An 18,120-nucleotide genomic window follows, 5' to 3' on the forward strand; every position below is an offset into this window, starting at 1 on the left:
TGCCGAGGGCGTTGCCGCCGAGGGCGATGACTACGGAAGGACCGTCACCTTTTGCGTAGGGCATGATTGCCTCCTTTTTGGGAATAAAAAAACCAACCCATTGAAATGGGACGAAAAATCGTCATAGGTTGGCAAGGGATTTCAATGCAATTCGTTGCGCCGCCACGGGGGCGGCGCAACAGTGAGTTTGGAACCTAGAGACTTAGCTCAGGGTTGCGTACATGACAGCCTTGATGGTGTGCATGCGGTTCTCGGCCTCGTCGAAGACCTTGGACTGCTTGGACTCGAAGACGTCGTCAGCAACCTCCATCTCGGTGATGCCGAACTGCTCGGCCTTCTGGGCACCGATGGTGGTGTTGGTGTCATGGAAGCTGGGCAGGCAGTGCAGGAAGATAGCGTCCTTCTTAGCGTAGCCCATGACCTCCTTGGTCACGCGGTAGGGCTCGAGGTTCTTGATGCGCTCGCCCCAGACCTCGTCGGGCTCGCCCATGGACACCCACACGTCAGCGTAGATGACGTCGGCGTCGGTGCAGCCTTCCTTCACGTCAGCGGTCAGCTTGACGGTGGCACCATGCTCAGCGGCGATGGCACGGCACTCCTCGACCAGCTCAGCCTCGGGCCAATTGGTCTCGGGGGCGCAAGCGACGAAGTTCATGCCGAGCTTGGCGCAAACAACCATCATGGAACGAGCAACGTTGTTGGCGGCGTCAGCCATGAAGACCACGGTGCGGCCCTTCAGATCGTAGTTGAAGTTCTCCTGCATGGTGAGAACGTCAGCCAGCATCTGGGTGGGATGCCACTCGGTGGTCAGGCCGTTCCAAACCGGCACGCCAGCGTTGGCAGCCAGGTCCTCGACGTCGGTCTGAGCAAAGCCGCGGAACTCGATGCCGTCATAGAAGCGGCCGAGCACGCGAGCGGTGTCCTCGATGGACTCCTTCTTGCCCATCTGGGAGCTGTTGGGATCCAGGTAGGTCACGCCCATGCCCAGGTCCATAGCGCCAACCTCGAATGCGCAACGGGTACGCGTGGAGGTCTTCTGGAACAGCAGCACGATGTTCTTGCCCTCAAGGTAGCGATGCGGCACGCCGGCACGCTTCATGTCCTTGAAGTTCTTGGAAAGCTTCAGCAGGTACTCGATCTCCTCGGTGGAGAAGTCCAGGAGACGCAGGAAATGACGACCGCTCAGGCTTACAGGCATGGTAATTCCTTTCGATAGCAAGTTAACAAGAACTTATTAATGCAGGCCGCGCCAAGTTTCAGCCTGCTGTTTCTACCGGAACGCGTTTTTCGCACGTTCCGGGAAAAACCTAACAAGGGTTCCTGATTTCTCAGGATGCGCACCCCAAAAGGGATACGGCGATTATGCGCTCTGCGCAGCGAGAAATCTAGTCCTCGCGCCAGATCGGCATGCTCATGCAGCGCGGGCCGCCACGGCCGCGGGAAAGCTCTGCAGAGGGAATCTCGATCGCATCGATGTTGTTCTTGCGCAGCAGCGCGTTCGTGACGTCGTTGCGCTCGTAAACAACCACGCGACCAGGAGCGATGCACAGCGTGTTGGAGCCGTCGTTCCACTGCTCGCGCTCTGCGGCGATACGATCGCCACCAGCGCAAGGAATAAGGGTGACAGGCATGCCCACGTACTTCTCGAGAACTTCCTCAAGGGTGCCGGAGGTCTCCTTGACCTTGATACCCTCGCCCTCGGGGGTAATCTCGAACACGGTCAGCGGGCCCATGATACCGGGATGGATGGTGAACTTGTCAACATCGATCTGGGTGAACACGGTGTCAAGGTGCATCATTGCACGGTTGTTCGGGATGTTGAACGCCAGGATGGTGTCGACCGGCGAGGTCTCGTCCTTGAAGATGTTATGGGCGATCTCGTCGATGGCGTCCGGCTCGGTGCGCTGAGAGATACCGATGGCCAGCGTATGCTCGTTGATGTTGAGGATATCGCCACCTTCGATATGGAATGCGCTGTAACGGCTGTAGTACTGCGGCACATCCTTAAAATCGGGATGATGCGTAAAGATGTACTCAGCGAAGATGGTCTCGCGGTTACGCGTGACAGCGTACATACGGTTGATGGAAACGCCGTTGCCGATCATCGCGAACGGGTCGCGAGTGAAGTACAGGTTCGGCATCGGGGCGATGACCATCTTGGAAGACTCGGACACCAGGTCGACCAAGGAGTTGGACTTGTCGGTGTGCAGCTCGGTGAGGTTGACGCCCTCCATGCACTTCAGAACTAAGTCGATGTTGGTCTTGTAGTTGTCGTTCAGGTAATCGAAGAGAATCTTCTGATAACGCTCGGTACGGATACCGGCCTCTTCGATGAACTGCTTCAGGAACTGCTCACGCAGAGCCGGATTGGCATCGAGCACCTCGGCCATGAGGTTCTCCAAATACACGACCTCCACGCCGTTGTCGCGAAGAGCCTGAGCAAAAGCATCATGCTCGGCCTGGGCAACCTTCAGAAACGGGATGTCGTCGAACAGCAGCTCTTCGAGCGTGTTCGGCGTGAGGTTCAGCAGCTCTTTACCAGGGCGATGCAACAGAACCTTCTTCAAGGGCTTGATTTCGCTCTTGACGTTTACGCCTGCCATGAAAACCCTCCTTATGCCTTTTATGCATTTTCGGACTTCTTAGAAGCGGAACGCCCGTTGCGCACCGCGCGTTCCGACTGCAAAACAAACTTCTCACGCTTCACAATGAAAAGCAACTACCAAAATTTCCTAAAACGATATTTTCGGGATGACCTGCGAAAACGATAGATTTCTGGCTTTGTTTCAATCGCGTTTCTACACATTTCCTTCACTTTCACTTTGGTTCACGATAGTTTACTTGTGCAGTTGCATAATTTTCCTGCACCCTACTTGAAGCCATGTCGACCCATAGACGATTTCTTGCGAAACCCTAGATATGCATAAATATAGGAAATAATGCATCACGCAATTTCGATGCACGGACGCTTATGGTCTTTAAAACCATTGATAGAGAGACTCTATACCACTATGGCTGGTAGCGTTTCAGGGCGATACGTAGCTGAAAACGCTATAGGTTGTTGATAGACAACCGAACGACCGACTTCCTCCCGCGATCTATTTCCCGCCGCAAATCATACGACACGCTCTACAGGAATTCGGCGAAGCCTTGATGCGAGCCACCTATTACCTTGATTCGGCGCTTGTTCGCTGTTTTCATCCAGACGTTTTGGTGGTAAAGCAGATTGTTTTAGTCATGACGTCTCGCAAGCCTACGTGTCTTTGCAGGTTTGCGGTATAATAACGGCGTTTGTGCGCCCATGGCTCAACGGATAGAGCATCGGACTTCTAATCCGACGGTTGCAGGTTCGAGTCCTGCTGGGCGCGCCAGAATTTTCAAGCCGGAGAAGCGATGTGTCGTCTCCGGCTTTTTCTTTCGGCTATGAGGACGATGCAACCCACTATTACTACGATATCGTCGACGGCGTAACGCCGCGATCGCCTACGCGCAGAAAGATTGCAGGTCTATTTGCAATCGCTTTTCAATGACTGCTCGCGCGCTTGAATGCTGGCGAACGGCCGAGAAGACAGAGGCTCGCAAACGGCCCCCCACACAGCTAGGTCTGAAGCGTCTTGCATTTTTTAACCTGAATTTGGCCCGTAAAACAAAAAGACCAGAACCGATAAGGCTCTGGCCTGGGGTTTTAATGGAGCGGGTGACGGGAATCGAACCCGCGTTAGAAGCTTGGAAGGCTTCAGTTCTACCATTGAACCACACCCGCAACTGGTCGGGACGACAGGATTCGAACCTGCGACATCCTGCTCCCAAAGCAGGCGCGCTACCAGGCTGCGCCACGTCCCGACATCCAAACAGCCAAGCTAGTATATCAGACTTTCTACGCGTTTTCGGACAATTTCGCGCGAAGTTCACGAAGGGCGTTGCCTCGATGGGAAATCGAGTTCTTCTCTTCGGGAAGCGCTTGGCCGAGCGAGCGTTTGAAGTCAAATACCTCGGGCAGGAACAGCGGGTCGTATCCGAATCCGTTATCCCCCTGCGGCTCATGGGCTATACGGCCCTCGACCGTTCCGCGGGCATCGTGCTCCCTACCCTGCTCATCAAGGTAAACCAGGTGGCATACGAATCGAGCGCTGCGCTGCGCATCCTCTACATCGGACAGAGCATCGAGCAGCTTCGCGTTGTTGGCAGCGTCATCGCACGGTTCGCCGGCATATCGGGCGGAATGCACGCCAGGAGCACCATCGAGCGCATCGACTTCCAGGCCGGAATCATCTGCTAGCACCGCCATACCGCCGCTAGCCTGCTGAGCCGCATGAGCTTTAATGCGGGCATTGCCCAAAAACGTCTCGGCATCCTCGACGGGGTCGGAGTGAACTCCAGCCTGCTTGAGGGTTTTAAACTCCCAACCGGGAAAATCAAGCGCTTCGGCGATTTCGACGGCCTTGTGAGCGTTATTGCTGGCGATGAGCACGGTTTTCATAAGGTTCCTTTCGAGACCAAACGTTGTTCTTAGAATTCGATATGCGAAACGCTGGTGATGGGCATGCAGAATGCACGGCTGCCGAAGCTTTGGAACTCCGCAACGTCATCACCGGTGGTGTTGAACTCATACTCTGCTGCATGACCTGCCTGGGCACGCTGGTGATGACGGTCCAGGATCTCGGTAACGTCGCGAGCCGCTTCCTTCGCCGACGAAATAAGCGTGACCTCATGGCCCACCACGCCACCGATCAGCGCCTTGAGCAACGGAAAATGCGTGCAACCAAGGACGAGCGTATCGATTTGGCAGCGTCGCAACGGCTCCAGATACTCTTTGGCGATAGCCTGAAACGGCGGTCGAATATAGACCTTCGATGCAAGCGAGGTATAGTTCTCGATAGGGCCCTCCGCCATGCGGATGCCCTGTTCGGCAATCTCAACGAATCGCGGCGTAGCGGTGGAAAACACGGTGATTCCCGCATCAAGATGGCGGATCGCCTTCGTATAGGCATCGGACTCCACCGTCGCCTTCGTGGCGATGACTCCGACGCGCTTATTGCGCGTTGCGTGCGCAGCGGCGCGTGCGCCAGGTTCCACAACGCCTATGACAGGAACGGGGAACGTTCGCTGGGCATGCGCCAAGCCGGCTGCAGTAGCGGTATTGCACGCGATGACGATGAGCTTGACCCCGCGCTGCACCAGCCATGAGCCGATTTGCTGGACGAATCCGTCCACTTCGGAAAGGCTGCGCGGACCGTAAGGACAACGCGCGGAATCGCCGACGTAGATGATGGATTCCTCGGGCAGCGCCTTCGCGATCTCGCGCGCTACGGTAAGCCCGCCGAACCCTGAATCGAACACGCCGATAGGCGCGTTATCGAATGTTTGCATGATATCCATGCGCTCAGTATAGCGCATGCTTGCGGGCGCTTTCTGAAATGCGCGGCGGGTGCCATAGTATCTGCTAACCTGCATGACAGGCGAAAAGTTCCAGAAAAGGGAGCAGCTGATCATGTCGAAGGAAAAAGACCGCAAAACCAATGCTATACGTGAAATGGAGGCGGCGCACGCCGATTTCGACACGCGCTTCTTCGAATGCCCCGAAGCGCTGTCCGGAGTGGAAGTTGCGACGCTTTTGGAACAGGATCCGGACTGCGTGTTCAAGACGTTGGTCACTCAAGGAAAATCTGGCCAGCATTTCGTGTTCATGATTCCCGTTGCCTGCGAGCTTGATTTGAAGAAGGCGGCTCGCGCTGCCGGAGAGAAATCCATCGCAATGGTGAAATCCCGCGACCTGTTAGGGCTAACTGGATACATCCACGGCGGCTGCAGCCCCGTGGGAATGAAAAAGCTCTTTCCCACCTTCATCGACGAGACGGCCGAGCTTTACGACCGAATCATGTTCTCGGGCGGCCGCATTGGATGCCAGATTCAAACGCCACTGAGCGAACTGCAGCGCGTCGTGCCCGTGGAATGCGTTGATTTGACCGTCGTCTAACGGGGCATCAGCTATCGCGAACAGAAGGCGCCCTGCAAGCATCGCTTGCAGGGCGCCTGAACATTCACCGTCGAGCAGCTATCACCAGTGGCTGACCACGCAGTCGCCGGAGTGGATAAGCGAGTACAGCTCCTTGGCTTTCGCCGGAGGCAAGTTCACGCAGCCATGGCTGCCGTAACCGTCCTTGTACATGGTTCCACCGAAATCAGGCTGCCAATCGGCATCATGCAAGCCGATGGCGTTACCGTCGAAGGGCATCCAGTACTGAACGGTTGATTCATAAATCTTCTGGCCGTTCTCATAACCGGTGAGCTTGCCGGGACTTTGCATCGCATTCATCCAATACACGCCAACGCTAGTATCGTGCGTACCGTCGGGGATGCCGGAGATGCAGTCGGACTCCCAGACCAACGCGCCGGAATCATCGTAGAAATAGACGTGCTGCTCGGCAAGGTCGATGTCGATATAGCGGTTGCCCCAGTCGCGACCGCCAACGCCGTTGTACGCATCGCCGCTAGTAGCGTTGGGAATCTCGACGGTTTCAACAAGGCCTTCCTTGACCCCGTTGACCACCAAGTCCATAAGCGCATCGTAGTCGATGGACCAGCCGTACACACCGCCGGAAACCGTGATGGTCTTGCCATCGGCGCGCGTGTAGGTACGCGTGGTGCCGACGGTGTCGCAATCGGCGGCGAGCTTGTCGACCCATGCTCGCATGGCCTCCTCATCAAGGACGGCCTGCACGTTTTCATCGACGGTGACCCATTGCGAAATGAGATCGGCATCGACTTCCGCAGCAGTGGACTTGCCCATGGTCAGCACGATATCGGCACCGATCATGGTGTTGGCCTGCTCGGCGGCGGTTTTCAGGCGAGGATCGGTGGAAAACACCGTAGGCTGCAACAGCTGCTCGGACGAGAGCACGACTTTGGGATCAAGCTCGGCGAGCGCGGTATCGGCGGCGGCCATGACCTTCGACGCATCAAGGGCGGTGCCGGCGACTTCCTTGCAAACGGTAAAGGAACCGGATTTAGAATCATAAGCAACCGTAGCATTGAGAGGCTGCGTAGCGGATTCGTTGAATGCAGCGACTGCTGCGGACACGGTTTGTTCAAGGCCGGAATCATTATAAGAGCTGATCATGGCGCCGGTGGCATCATGGCTGCGCGTAAGCTCGACCGGCCACAGCCATTCGTTGTATGCGGAGTACGCCTCTTTAACCGCTTCGGCTGCGTCAAAATCGACGCCGGCATCCTTAGCCGAGACCGTAAGATTGAAGCCATTGCCGGTAATGGTGAGCTTGTAAGAGTTCACCTCATTGGCAAGTGCCTTTTCGGCATCCGCCGTCGACATAAGCGATGCATCGAGATTGCCGATCTTGGTGTTGGGCATGAAGTGACTGCCGAAATACAGCGCCACGCCGCAATATGCGACGACAAGGACAGCCACCAAGCAGGCCGCGACGATTCCGAGCACCTTCCCAACGTGTTTCTTGGGCTGGGAAACGCCTGTGGGAGGTATTTGCATACCGGAAGGCGCATAGCCCTGGTGAGCGTTTTGCGCATACTGCGGATAAGCCTGCCTGGTTTGCTGACCATGCACCTGCTGCGGGATGAAGCCGCCGGGCTGGTTATCGTTATCGGAATAAATGGAAGGGATATCGTTTGGAGCGACGTGACGCCCGCGCGAAACTTTATCGTTTTGTTCGTTGCTCATGATGCTCTCGCTGAATAGGGTGTAGATAGATTCATTGTAGCAACGTAATGCCCAAGGAGCGATACCTTGTGGATATTTTCGATACGATAATTATGGCCATCGGGGTGCCATTTCCCTAACCGGCGTCAGATGTCCGAATGCGACCTGAAACGTACGATGAAGCGCGACTTTGCCACAAGTCACCTTCACGCAGGCGGCAAGGTCGAGGTCCTGTTGCGCATTCTAGGACACAGCGACATCAACGCCACGTACCGTCACCATATCCAGCCGTCCGTCAAAGAGCCGACAATCGGCACGTAGTCAGTCGTGCGAAACCAAGCCAACACCCATTAGCAGATGACAAATAGGCTCGTTTTCCCTGCCGTTTCATTCGTTGGTCATCTGTTGACGCACTTGTCAGATACAGGGATTTACAGCGATTTACCGTAGTTACGCCACATGTGATGATTATCTATTAAAGGTAAAAAAGACCGCTTGAACTGCACACACAGAACAAACGGTCTATGGCAATACTGGTGGAGGCGCGGAGAATCGAACTCCGGTCCATACTATATTATCCCTCAGGCTCTACAAGCTTATCCCGTTATCGGAATTCGGAACCCGTCGGTCAACGGGCAAACGTTGAGGTTCCTAGTCGGTTCGATCTTTATCGAAGCCATACCGTCCACGTGCTTCGATGCAGTCCCCTAAAATGACGTCGCGTCCGAGCCGGGGACAACCCGGAGTTGACGTGCCAGGCGCTGTTTAGGCAGCCATGGCGAGCGCCGGAGCGCTCTGAGAGTTGTTCTTGCCAATTAACTTGACGGTACCCCTGTTTAACGTGGCGAGGAGACCACGACCTGCTCCTCAGTTCAAACATACCATGTCGAAACCAGTCGCCCCCGATAAGCCGGCTTTGCAGCCGAGTCGGGACGCTGCGGTCCACCTTGTCAAAGTGCACGGCGGCAAGCCGCCGAACGGATAGATAATTTTACTTCAAAAGAGAGCTGAAGTCCAATGCGCTTTTAATGTCATCGAACGCGCCCTTGAATTCCGCCGCCATCTTAACGCCGTCCTTGAAGATGGCGTTCATATCGTCGGTTGCCTGCTGGACGCCGTCGCGCGTGATGCCCAGGCTGCCGTCATCAGCGACTTCGCCGCCAGCATCCTCATCCTCGTCATCCTCGACATAAAGGTACTCGGCCTCCTCGCCGTCTTCCATGATGACGAAGCCGATGCGGTTGCCATCTTCATCTTCGAGGTAGCGCACGATATCGTCATCGGAAAGCTCAAGCTCGACCACCTCGAGGTCTTCTTCGGCGGCAGGCGTCTCATCAGCTTGGGAGGCCTCTTGCGCAGCATGCTCCGAGATCTGCTCTTCAGCCTCCAGCACTTCCTGATCGCTCATCAACGGCTCCTTTCCTTCAGCGCGCGTTCGATCTCGCGCTTCGAGTCGCGCTCGGCCATGGCGGCACGCTTGTCGTAGTTCTTCTTGCCGCGGCACACCGCCAGCTCGACTTTAACGAGCGAGCTTTTGTTGAAGTACATCTTCAACGGGACGAGCGCCATGCCCTTTTCCTTGGTCTGCTGCTCCAATTTGCGGATTTGGTTTTTGTGCAACAGCAGCTTGCGTTTGCGGTCCGGATCGGGGTTGGCGATGTTGCCGAAGGCGTACGGGGGGATGTGGACGCCATGCAGCCACACCTCGCCGTGGCGAATGAGCGCGAAGCAGTCGGTGAGTTGGCAATGGTTGTCGCGCAACGAACGCACTTCGGTGCCGGTCAGGGCGATGCCGGCCTCGTAGGTTTCGAGAACCTCGTAATCATGCAGCGCCTTGCGGTTGCGCGCGATGTCTTGGGCTTGCTTCTTCATGACGCTACTCCCCCTGCGTAGTACGCGCGAAGCAGGCATCGAGCGACGCCGAGCCGTAACCCGCCATGGGCACGAACGAGCAGCCGGACTCCAGATCGCGCGCGAACTGCACGAACAGGGCCACGGTTGCATCAAGGTCATCCAAACAGATGACCTCGGTGGGCGTATGCATATAGCGAAGCGGCACAGACACCAAACCCGTGGGGATGCCGGAGCGGCTGACCTGGATGGGCCAGGCATCGGTGCCGGAATGGCCGGGCAGGGCCTCGATCTGATACGGGATGCCCACGGTCTTGGCGGCCTGGACGAGGCGCTCGAATACCTGCGGGTTGACGTTTGGCCCGCGGCCGATGACCGGGCCGCCGCCGCACTTGATGTCGCCGAACTTGGCGTGGCTGATGCCCGGATAGTCGGTGGCATGCGTGACGTCGAAGGCCACCGCCACATCGGGTCGAACGCCGAACGCCGAGGTGATGGCGCCGCGAGTGCCGATCTCCTCCTGCACCGTGCATGCGCAGGTGACATCGCCCGCGCAATCGCCGGCAGCCGCCAGCTCCTCGAGCACGCGCGTGATGACCCACACGCCGCATTTGTCATCGAAGGCGCGCGAGACGCCCATGTTCTTCCCGAAGCGCTCGAAGCCCACACCGAACGTGATAGCGTCGCCCACCTTCACCAGGCGCTTGACCTTCTTGGCGGGAAGGCCCAAGTCGATGACGAGGTCCGACAGGGGCGTGACCTTGTCGCGCTCGCCTGCCGAAATGAGGTGGATGGGCTTGCGGCCGACGACGCCACGTAAGGGACGCTCGGCGCCGGAGGCGTGCACATCCACGCGAAGCCCCGGCAAAATGGCGGCGTCGACGCCGCCGATGGCGGCCACCGACAAAAACCCGTCATCGGAGACGTTGACCACCATGAGGCCGATCTCGTCCATATGGGCGGCCAGCATGAGCGACGGCGCCACCCCTTTGCCTGCAAGGCGAGCATGGACCGAGCCCATGACGTCTGTGGTGACCCGGTCGGCAACGCCCTCCATACGCTCGCGAACCATGGCGGCGATGCGCTGTTCGCAGCCCGTGGGCGAAGGGGTCTCGAGCAGGCGCTTGAGATATTTGCGATCTTGCTTGTTCATGTGCTTCCTTTATTGAAGGAGGTTGTTACGCGCGGACCTTCACGACGATCTTGCGCACATGGCAGGGAGCGGAGCCAAGCGTGCAGCCGGGCTTATGCGCATCCTCGGGCGCGAGAACGGCCAGGTCGCCGGCGTGCAGCACCACGTTCGTGCACTGCTCGGGCGTCTCGTACAGGCCGAAGTCGTTTTCCTCGTCGAACGGTTGGCACTCGGACAGCCCGTCGAGCTGAGCGTACTGCAAAAGCTCCTGGCCGGACACGACGAACTGCACGTCGTAGTAACCGCGATGCGCTTCCATCTGCTTTTCAGCAGCGGCGACGGTGTCGTATTCCTGCACGTTGGCGAACACGTCGTCGCCGTCGATCTCGTTGCGGCCGAGCGGCAGGGCATCCAGGCCGTCCTGCGCGAGGAACGCATAGGCCTTGGCAAAGCGCTGGTTGAGGTAGTCGTTTCCGTTCGCATGGGCAAGGTTGGTGACCAGCATACCGATTCCTTTCATATTCATGCGGCGCGCAAGGCGCCACCTTATTCGTTTAGGGAAGTATACACCCCGCCGACGGACAAGCCGGCGCGGTAGACGGCACCCCACGGCATGCACAAGGAGGCCCGGGCGCACCTTTGCGGCTTTGCGAGCCAGCTGCTTTAGGGCTGCGCAGGACCAAGCGGCATGTCCAACCTATGGACCTGCGATTCATCGAGCACCGTGATGCCCGCATCGCGGAACAGCTGCGCGGCAACGCCCCACCCCGGCACGAGCGTACCCGTGAAGCTTCCGTCGTACACCGACCCGCTTCCGCACGAAGGGCTTTTCGATTTGAGCACGGCCACCCGGCAATCGGTATCGCGCAACTGCTCCAGGCAGCGGCTTGCGCCAAGATGGAAGGCCTGCGTAACGTCGCTGCCATTCGCATCCATCACGCACACCGGACGGGACCCCGCGACGATCTCGCACGGCGGATGCGGCACGGGAAGACCCCCTGCAACTTCAGGGCATATGGGAACAAGCTTATAGCAACGGCCAAGCCGCATCACGGCGTCGACAGACTTCGAGGACCCATCGTAGCGGCACGGCCTGCCCAGCAGGCAGGCGCTTACGGCAATGGCAGGCGATGTGTTCGGGGTTTTCTCCATACCGGTATTATAGCGCGGGCTATCCGGTTATTCCTACCAATATGCTACTTGGAGAGTATCAAAAATTTCACGGACTCAAGCATCACTGTGCTAGAGTTTGCTGCAGGAAAAGCGAACGGAGCAGGCGCCCCGACGCAAACGTCGTAGAAAGGCGATACCATGAAAGTTGCAATCCCCAGCGAAACCGGCGAAGGCCTGACGAGCACCCGCAGCGGACACTTCGGCCATACGCCCTGGTTCACGCTCGTGACCATCGAGGACGGCCAGGTCACCGCCGTCGAGTCGGTCAAAAACGTAGATCATGACGAAGTGGGTTGCGGCGGCGTCATCGAGTTCGCGCACAACCTGGGCATCGATGCGATGATCTGCGCGGGCATGGGCCAGCCGCCGTTCATGCGCTTCACGCAATACGGCGTGGACATCTATCTTGAGCAGGAAACGCCCATGGTCGGCGACGTGGTGAACAAGTTCATCGCCGGCGATTGCGCGCGCATGGTGCTGGAAAACGCCTGCAGCCATCATCACTAAGATGCAAGGACCGGCGGTCGCAACGCCTTGCGGCGCAAGCCGACCCCGCACAGCTTGCTATAATCGACACGCAGTCACAGGCCCGGGCCGCACGCCCGGGCCTTTTCAATCTCAAGGAGCAGCCGTGGGCATATACGAAGATCTGCAAGCGTTCCAACCTGCCAATGAGCAGGAAGCCGCCGACCGGGACCTTATCCTGTCGCGCTTGGAAACGGACCCCGCGGTGTTCGACCGATCGTCCGTGGCCCACATGGCATGCTCCATTTGGACCGTGGACCCCTCGTTCATGAAAACGCTGCTGGTGTATCACAACATATACGATTCGTGGAGCTGGATCGGCGGGCACGCGGACGGGCAGGCCGACCTTGCGGCAGTCGCCTTGCGGGAGCTAGAAGAGGAAACGGGCGTGCACGGCGCGCGCCTGGTGCCGTGCGGGCCGGGCAACGTGCTGTCGTGCGAGGTGCTTACCGTGGACGGCCACGTCAAACGTGGGGCATACGTCAGCTCGCACCTGCACCTGAACGTGACGTACCTGGCGGTTGCCGACCCCGCCGAGCATGTACGCATCAAGGTCGACGAGAACAGCGGTGTGAAGTGGGTGGGGCTCGATGAAGCCGTGGCCCTGTCAAGCGAACCGTGGATACGCGAACGCATCTATCGCAAGCTCATCGAGAAGACGCGAGAGCTGGCGCCACGCTTCGCAACGCGGTAAGCCGGCGGTGCCCGTACAAGCTGCGGCACGCCCCTTTAAGCAAAGCGCGCTGCACCATGAGGATGCGCGAGCTGGCGCCGCGTTACGCCATCAAATCAAAAACCGACGCTGACTGCGCACCTCGGTCGCAAGCCTATCCGCCCTGGGAGCAGGACCTCACACCATATTACCGTGAATGTCGGCATGATGGACATCGGCCCAGCGACGACGCAGCGCCACATCCGCCGTTAGGTTCGCGTTATCGAACACGATGGACCACTGCGTGTTGCTGGTGACGTCCTCGGGGTTCGGCTCCTGCGAGGCCGTCCTGAGCGCCTTCCACGCCGTGACCTGGGCATCCTGTCCCGAAGGCGCCCCATCGAGCACCGCGGAGATGGCGTCGTAGCGCTCGCGACCGTGGCCGTACGCACCGTTTTTCTGAAACGACGCAACCTTGTCTTGGTGCATGACGAAGAAGTTGGTGACCTGACGCGTAGGCGTGACGACGGGCATACGCTCAGGGCTATCGCAATCATATTCGATCACACGCCCATCGCCTTGCGCATCGGTGATGTAGAAATGGTAATCACGCCCGCTTGTGGCGAACATATCGTAAGAAAGCAGCAGATCAACGGCTTGCTGGGTGGTGGCTGCCCGATCGAGCACCAAACGTATGGCCATAGGCGTCGAGATGATGGGCTTGCTGGTGATGCGGAAGGTGGGCTTGCTGTCGAGCGTGAGCACCGCGCAGGAAACGCCCTTCTCGTTCACGCCGTCTAAGCAGGCGAACGGCGCCGCCAGGCACGCGAAACGCGATTTCGTCTGCAGCGCATCGACCACACCGAGGTTGTCGAGGGCGCAAAAACCGATAGATTCGTAACCGTCAGCGGGGGCAGTATGCACAAGCATGGCGGAGGTATCGAACTTGAAGTCGTAGTTGCGCCCCATGAGCACGCCTTCACCGCTTGCAAGCGTGAACGCGCTGCATCCGAACTGCGGCGCCTGCATATGGACGGGGACGAGCGGAAGCGCCTCGGCGAGGATGGCGTCCATATTGCCCTGATCGCTTCCAAGGCCGCGCTCGATGATGCGATCGAGGTCGTAGCGATAGGACACGTCCATGGCATAGAGGCTATACGGCCCATCGGCGGGCGCGATCTGCCTGATCGAGGCCATGGTGGCCGCGCGCGAGCCATATACGGCAGCGCCGGCACCTGCGGCAACGCCTGCGGCGGCTACCGCCACCTTAGCGATATTCCCAAGCTTCATCGACGACCCCTTCCGTCGCACGTCCCGAAAGCGACGCTTCTCGAACACTTGCTCGATTATCGCACAAAACGGCATGAGTCGGAGGCTCTCTCCCCCCTGCACGGCCCCGTTCTCCAGACATGCAGCCTCCCTTGCCCCGAAGAGCCCTTGCTCACGCGCCGGCTCCTTTTGCAACCACGGCATCGGCTTCGATGTTCGGCAGCCCAGCGAGCTCCGCGCGCGTCACACGCCGGCGCCTGTTGCCGCCCTTCCCCATGAGGCGCGAACACTGGCCGATAGGCTTAGGCTAAACGCGCTGATTGCCACAACGCCTAGCGCGATTGCGCTAAAATAAACGTTTGCGAACAATGCGTTCAAGCAAAGGAAGCCGCAAGCGATGATCACCGAAAATGCCATAGCAAGCCAATGCAACCAGCGTTCGTTCACGCGAGGGCGCGCCATCGCGTCATCGGACAGGAACATCCTCACGAAGCAGGTGCGCTACGATGCCGAGGAGTCGGTGGTCAGCGCGTTCGTAGCTTCGAGCAGCGGCTGGGACGATCGTTACCGCACCTCGGTGATCCTCGACGAGGATGCCGACGAAGTGCTTGATTACTCATGCACGTGCCCTGCGTTTCGCGAGTATGCCGGCATGTGCAAGCACTGCGTAGCCCTAGCGCTCGCGTTCTCGCAGCGCCCCGAGACGTTCATGGGCTACCAGGCGCAGCGCACGGCGCAATCCTCCTCATGCATCACGGAGTTCATGAAGCGCGCCGAGGAGCTGCAGGCCGATGACACGCCCGCCGAAAGCGTGGTCCTGCACGCCGAGCTGTCGTACGGCTACGGGCTATGGTCCACCTCGTTTCGCATCAGCGGGCCTTCGGGAACGCCTTACGTGCTGAAATCGCTTTCGGAGTTCGCCGATCGCATGCGCTCCGGCGCCCGCCACGCATACGGCAAGAAACTGGCGTTCACGCACTCCCCTGCCGTGTTCGAGCAGCGCTCGCGCGGGATAGCCCAGTTCATCGAACGGGCCTGCTCCATGCGCGAGGCGGCCGACGATGCACCGTCATGGCTTCGCCGTCAAAGCGCGTCGGTTGGCCGCACCCTGCAGCTTTCCGAGGCCGAGGCCGTAGAGCTGTTCGGGTTGCTCGATGGCGCCGAGTTCAGTATCACGGGCGCCGACTACGCAACGCCCACTGTGCAGCGCGTGCATATCGAGCATAGCGATCCGGACATCTCGCTCGCCATGTCGCCGGCCGAGGCCAGCGGCTGGGCCATCGAGCGCGGCGAGCATATCCGCATGGCCGAGCAAGCCGGGCGCCTGTATATATGGTGCGGCGGGGACACGGTGCATCGCTGCTCGCCGGCGTTCGCGCGCTGCTCCGACTTCCTGCGCACGGTCTACGACAGCGACGAGCGCAACCTGTTCGTGGCAAACGACGACATGCCCCTGTTCTGCGCGGCGGCCCTGCCCGTCATCGAGGAGAACCTGCATCTCAGCGCCCCGGCCGAGCTTTCGGCCTGGCGCCCCGTGGAATGCACGCTTGCGTTTTTCCTGGACAAGAACGGCAAGAACGTGACCATCGGCGCCCAAGCCGCGTACGGGCCGCGCCGGTTCACGCTTTGCGGGACCGTACCCGCCGACCACAAGGACGACAAGAGCGCCTCAAGCCCCTCCCCGTTGCGCGACGTGCGTGCGGAAGGCAAAGCGAAGACGCTGGTGGAACGCTACTTCGGAGCAGGTCAAACACGCATCCCCATGAGCAACGAGGAAGCGGTGGCCAACCTCATCTTCACCGGCTTGGGCCAGCTGCGCGAAGCCGGCGAGGTGTATACCACGCCGGCGTTCGACCGCCTGATCAAAGACGGCAAGCCGCACCTGAGCATGGGCGTGTCGCTTTCGGGCAACCTCATCAACCTTACCGTCGATGCCGGCGACCTCGGCCCCGACGAGCTTGCGGCCATGTTGGGAAGCTATCGAAAGAAGAAACGCTACCATCGCCTGCGTGACGGCGCGTTCGTGGACCTTTCCGATTTCGAGCTCGCCCAACTTGACCGCCTGGCATCCGACCTGGGCATCACGCAAAAGGAGCTTGCCACGGGGACGGTGGAGCTGCCGTCGTTCCGCGCGTTCTACCTTGACGAGGAAGCCGACCTCGACCGCGATCGAAGCTTCACGCAATACCTGAGCGATTTCCGCGCGATCGATGAGCGGGCATACCAGGTGCCCGAGGGGCTGAACGCAACGCTGCGTCCCTACCAGGAAGAAGGCCTGCGATGGCTGTCTGCCCGCCTGGATGCTGGATTCGGCGGCGTGCTTGCCGACGAGATGGGCCTAGGTAAATCGGTCCAGCTCATCAGCTTGCTGGTGGCCCGTGCCAACCAAGCCCGCGAAGTTGGGCCGAGCCTGATCGTGTGCCCCTCTTCGCTGGTGTACAACTGGATGGCCGAATTCGAGCGCTTCGCGCCTGGTTTGAACGTGGCGGCCGTGGTGGGCAGCGCCGCCGAGCGCAAGGTGATCCGCGGCCACGCATTCGCGCCGTATGATGCGAACCTGGTTTCCGGACGGCAGGGCGATTCGCCCGGGTCGCCTGCCGACGCAGAAGCGGCTTCGCGCAACGTTGATGCCCGCACAAGGGAAGCAGCCTTGCGAAGCCGCGACGCTGCCGCAACGGAAGAGCCCGTCGACGCAACCGGTCACCGTGTTGCACCGGTCGATGTGCTCATCACCTCCTACGACCTGGCGCGCATCGATTCGGCCGATTACGCCGGACGAGAGCTGTTCATCTGCGCCCTCGACGAGGCCCAGTACATCAAAAACCCCGCAACGCTGACCACCCGCGCGGTGAAGCGCCTGTCGGCATGCCATAGGTTCGCGCTTACCGGCACGCCTATGGAGAACCGCCTGTCGGAGCTGTGGAGCATCTTCGACTTCCTGATGCCGGGCCTTCTGGGGCCGTACGCGCGCTTCTGCGAACGCTTCGAGCTGCCCATCGTGGGCGGCGAAGAGGACGTGGCAACCCGCCTGAGCGCCGTCGTGGGACCGTTTTTGCTCAGGCGCCGCAAGGCCGATGTGCTCACCGACCTGCCCGACAAGCTGGAAAGCGTGGTGTACGCCCCCATGGAGGGCCAGCAGCTGAAGCTCTATCATGCTCACGAGCAGCGCCTGCGCGAGGAGCTGACCCGTCAGCGCCGTGAGCGCAAGCAACGCCAGGCGAAACGGGATGCAGGCGAGCACGTTTCCAGCGTGGAGGTGCTTGCCGAGCTCATGCAGCTGCGCCAGCTGTGCTGCGACCCGCGCCTGTTGTTCGAGGATTACCGCGGTCACGGAGCGAAGCTCGATACCATCATGGAGCTGGTGGCAAGCGCCATGGAAGGCGGCGAGAAGACGCTCATCTTCAGCCAGTTCACCAGCTTCTTGGACCTGATCTCCCAACGCCTCGACGAAACGGGCATCGCCTTCTACACCATCACGGGGCAAACGCCCAAGAAAGACCGCGTGGAGCTGGTGAACGAGTTCAACGGCAACGACGTGCCCGTGTTCCTGGTTTCGCTCAAAGCCGGCGGCACGGGTTTGAACCTCACAGGTGCAAGCGTGGTCATCCACGCCGACCCCTGGTGGAACGCCGCAGCGCAGCAGCAGGCCACCGACCGCGCACACCGCATCGGGCAGACACGCGTGGTAAGCGTGCAGAAGGTCATCGCGAAGGGCACCATCGAGGAGCGCATCCTGCACCTGCAGGAGGAGAAGAGCAAGCTGGCCGACCAGGTGATCGGTTCGAGCGGCATCTCGCTTGCCAGCTTGAGCGCCGATGAGCTGATGGACCTACTGGAAGGGTGATC

At 59.5% G+C, this 18,120-nt stretch carries 15 protein-coding genes, 3 tRNA genes and 1 other RNA gene; 5 read left to right on the forward strand and 14 right to left on the reverse strand.

The window, feature by feature from the left end; genetic code table 11:
• Window positions 1-202 precede the first annotated feature (202 nt).
• On the reverse strand, window positions 203-1,198 hold the full coding sequence (gene argF, locus RDW26_RS04635; RefSeq protein WP_042433932.1) for an ornithine carbamoyltransferase: 996 nt from the start codon (window positions 1,196-1,198) through the stop codon (window positions 203-205).
• Between the two features lie 187 nt (window positions 1,199-1,385).
• Window positions 1,386-2,603 carry an arginine deiminase gene (gene arcA / locus RDW26_RS04640; protein ID WP_114621202.1) on the reverse strand — a complete coding sequence of 406 codons (1,218 nt, stop codon included), beginning with the start codon at window positions 2,601-2,603 and terminating at the stop codon, window positions 1,386-1,388.
• Between the two features lie 692 nt (window positions 2,604-3,295).
• On the opposite strand from arcA, the gene RDW26_RS04645 reads away from it, so the two are divergent.
• Window positions 3,296-3,371, forward strand: a tRNA-Arg gene (locus tag RDW26_RS04645).
• Between the two features lie 318 nt (window positions 3,372-3,689).
• On the opposite strand, the gene RDW26_RS04650 is transcribed toward RDW26_RS04645, so the two are convergent.
• The 4 genes from RDW26_RS04650 to murI form a co-directional block, all read right to left on the reverse strand.
• Window positions 3,690-3,763 (reverse strand) — tRNA-Gly (locus RDW26_RS04650).
• Between the two features lie 3 nt (window positions 3,764-3,766).
• Window positions 3,767-3,843 (reverse strand) — tRNA-Pro (locus RDW26_RS04655).
• A gap of 34 nt (window positions 3,844-3,877) precedes the next feature.
• A complete protein-coding gene (gene rdgB, locus RDW26_RS04660; RefSeq protein ID WP_307982710.1) occupies window positions 3,878-4,480 on the reverse strand; it encodes an RdgB/HAM1 family non-canonical purine NTP pyrophosphatase in 603 nt (200 codons plus the stop codon).
• Window positions 4,481-4,509: 29 nt separating this feature from the next.
• On the reverse strand, window positions 4,510-5,370 hold the full coding sequence (murI, locus tag RDW26_RS04665) for a glutamate racemase (protein ID WP_307982711.1): 861 nt from the start codon (window positions 5,368-5,370) through the stop codon (window positions 4,510-4,512).
• Between the two features lie 121 nt (window positions 5,371-5,491).
• Between murI and RDW26_RS04670 the strand changes: the two genes are divergently transcribed.
• Entirely contained in the window at window positions 5,492-5,977 is a 486-nt protein-coding gene (locus tag RDW26_RS04670; RefSeq protein WP_307982712.1) for an aminoacyl-tRNA deacylase, read from the forward strand.
• A gap of 81 nt (window positions 5,978-6,058) precedes the next feature.
• Here RDW26_RS04670 and RDW26_RS04675 read toward each other — a convergent pair whose 3' ends face one another.
• From RDW26_RS04675 to RDW26_RS04705, 7 genes are all read right to left on the reverse strand, one after another.
• Window positions 6,059-7,693, reverse strand: coding sequence for a L,D-transpeptidase family protein (locus RDW26_RS04675; protein ID WP_307982713.1), 1,635 nt, complete (start codon window positions 7,691-7,693; stop codon window positions 6,059-6,061).
• 513 nt (window positions 7,694-8,206) lie between these two features.
• Window positions 8,207-8,576, reverse strand: a transfer-messenger RNA (tmRNA) gene (gene ssrA, locus RDW26_RS04680).
• Window positions 8,577-8,663: 87 nt separating this feature from the next.
• Window positions 8,664-9,080 (reverse strand): hypothetical protein, encoded by a 417-nt coding sequence (locus tag RDW26_RS04685; protein ID WP_307982714.1) that lies wholly within the window; start codon window positions 9,078-9,080, stop codon window positions 8,664-8,666.
• The gene (gene smpB, locus RDW26_RS04690; RefSeq protein ID WP_294416382.1) at window positions 9,080-9,544 is read right to left on the reverse strand and encodes an SsrA-binding protein SmpB; all 465 of its coding nucleotides are present in this window, start codon (window positions 9,542-9,544) and stop codon (window positions 9,080-9,082) included. Before smpB ends, RDW26_RS04685 begins: the two co-directional genes overlap by 1 nt.
• A 4-nt stretch (window positions 9,545-9,548) precedes the next feature.
• The gene (locus RDW26_RS04695; protein ID WP_307982715.1) at window positions 9,549-10,676 is read right to left on the reverse strand and encodes a M42 family metallopeptidase; all 1,128 of its coding nucleotides are present in this window, start codon (window positions 10,674-10,676) and stop codon (window positions 9,549-9,551) included.
• 25 nt (window positions 10,677-10,701) lie between these two features.
• Window positions 10,702-11,160, reverse strand: coding sequence for a YhcH/YjgK/YiaL family protein (locus tag RDW26_RS04700; protein WP_307982716.1), 459 nt, complete (start codon window positions 11,158-11,160; stop codon window positions 10,702-10,704).
• Window positions 11,161-11,318: 158 nt separating this feature from the next.
• Window positions 11,319-11,807 carry a DUF523 domain-containing protein gene (locus tag RDW26_RS04705; RefSeq protein ID WP_307982717.1) on the reverse strand — a complete coding sequence of 163 codons (489 nt, stop codon included), beginning with the start codon at window positions 11,805-11,807 and terminating at the stop codon, window positions 11,319-11,321.
• A gap of 159 nt (window positions 11,808-11,966) precedes the next feature.
• Here RDW26_RS04705 and RDW26_RS04710 point away from each other — a divergent pair, with 159 nt between their 5' ends.
• Together RDW26_RS04710 and RDW26_RS04715 are read left to right on the forward strand one after the other, a co-directional pair.
• Window positions 11,967-12,335, forward strand: a complete 369-nt coding sequence (locus RDW26_RS04710; protein ID WP_307982718.1) for a NifB/NifX family molybdenum-iron cluster-binding protein — start codon at window positions 11,967-11,969, stop codon at window positions 12,333-12,335.
• A 124-nt stretch (window positions 12,336-12,459) separates the two neighbouring features.
• Window positions 12,460-13,047, forward strand: a complete 588-nt coding sequence (locus tag RDW26_RS04715; RefSeq protein WP_307982719.1) for an NUDIX hydrolase — start codon at window positions 12,460-12,462, stop codon at window positions 13,045-13,047.
• 156 nt (window positions 13,048-13,203) lie between these two features.
• Here the strand turns inward: RDW26_RS04715 and RDW26_RS04720 are convergent, their stop codons facing one another.
• Window positions 13,204-14,295: a carcinine hydrolase/isopenicillin-N N-acyltransferase family protein gene (locus RDW26_RS04720; RefSeq protein ID WP_307982720.1), complete on the reverse strand. Its 1,092-nt coding sequence runs from the start codon at window positions 14,293-14,295 to the stop codon at window positions 13,204-13,206.
• 376 nt (window positions 14,296-14,671) lie between these two features.
• Between RDW26_RS04720 and RDW26_RS04725 the strand changes: the two genes are divergently transcribed.
• Entirely contained in the window at window positions 14,672-18,118 is a 3,447-nt protein-coding gene (locus RDW26_RS04725; RefSeq protein WP_307982721.1) for a DEAD/DEAH box helicase, read from the forward strand.
• Window positions 18,119-18,120: the final 2 nt, after the last annotated feature.

Origin of the sequence: uncultured Senegalimassilia sp., assembly GCF_902464545.1 — a bacterium.
In the GTDB taxonomy this organism is placed as follows: domain Bacteria; phylum Actinomycetota; class Coriobacteriia; order Coriobacteriales; family Eggerthellaceae; genus Senegalimassilia.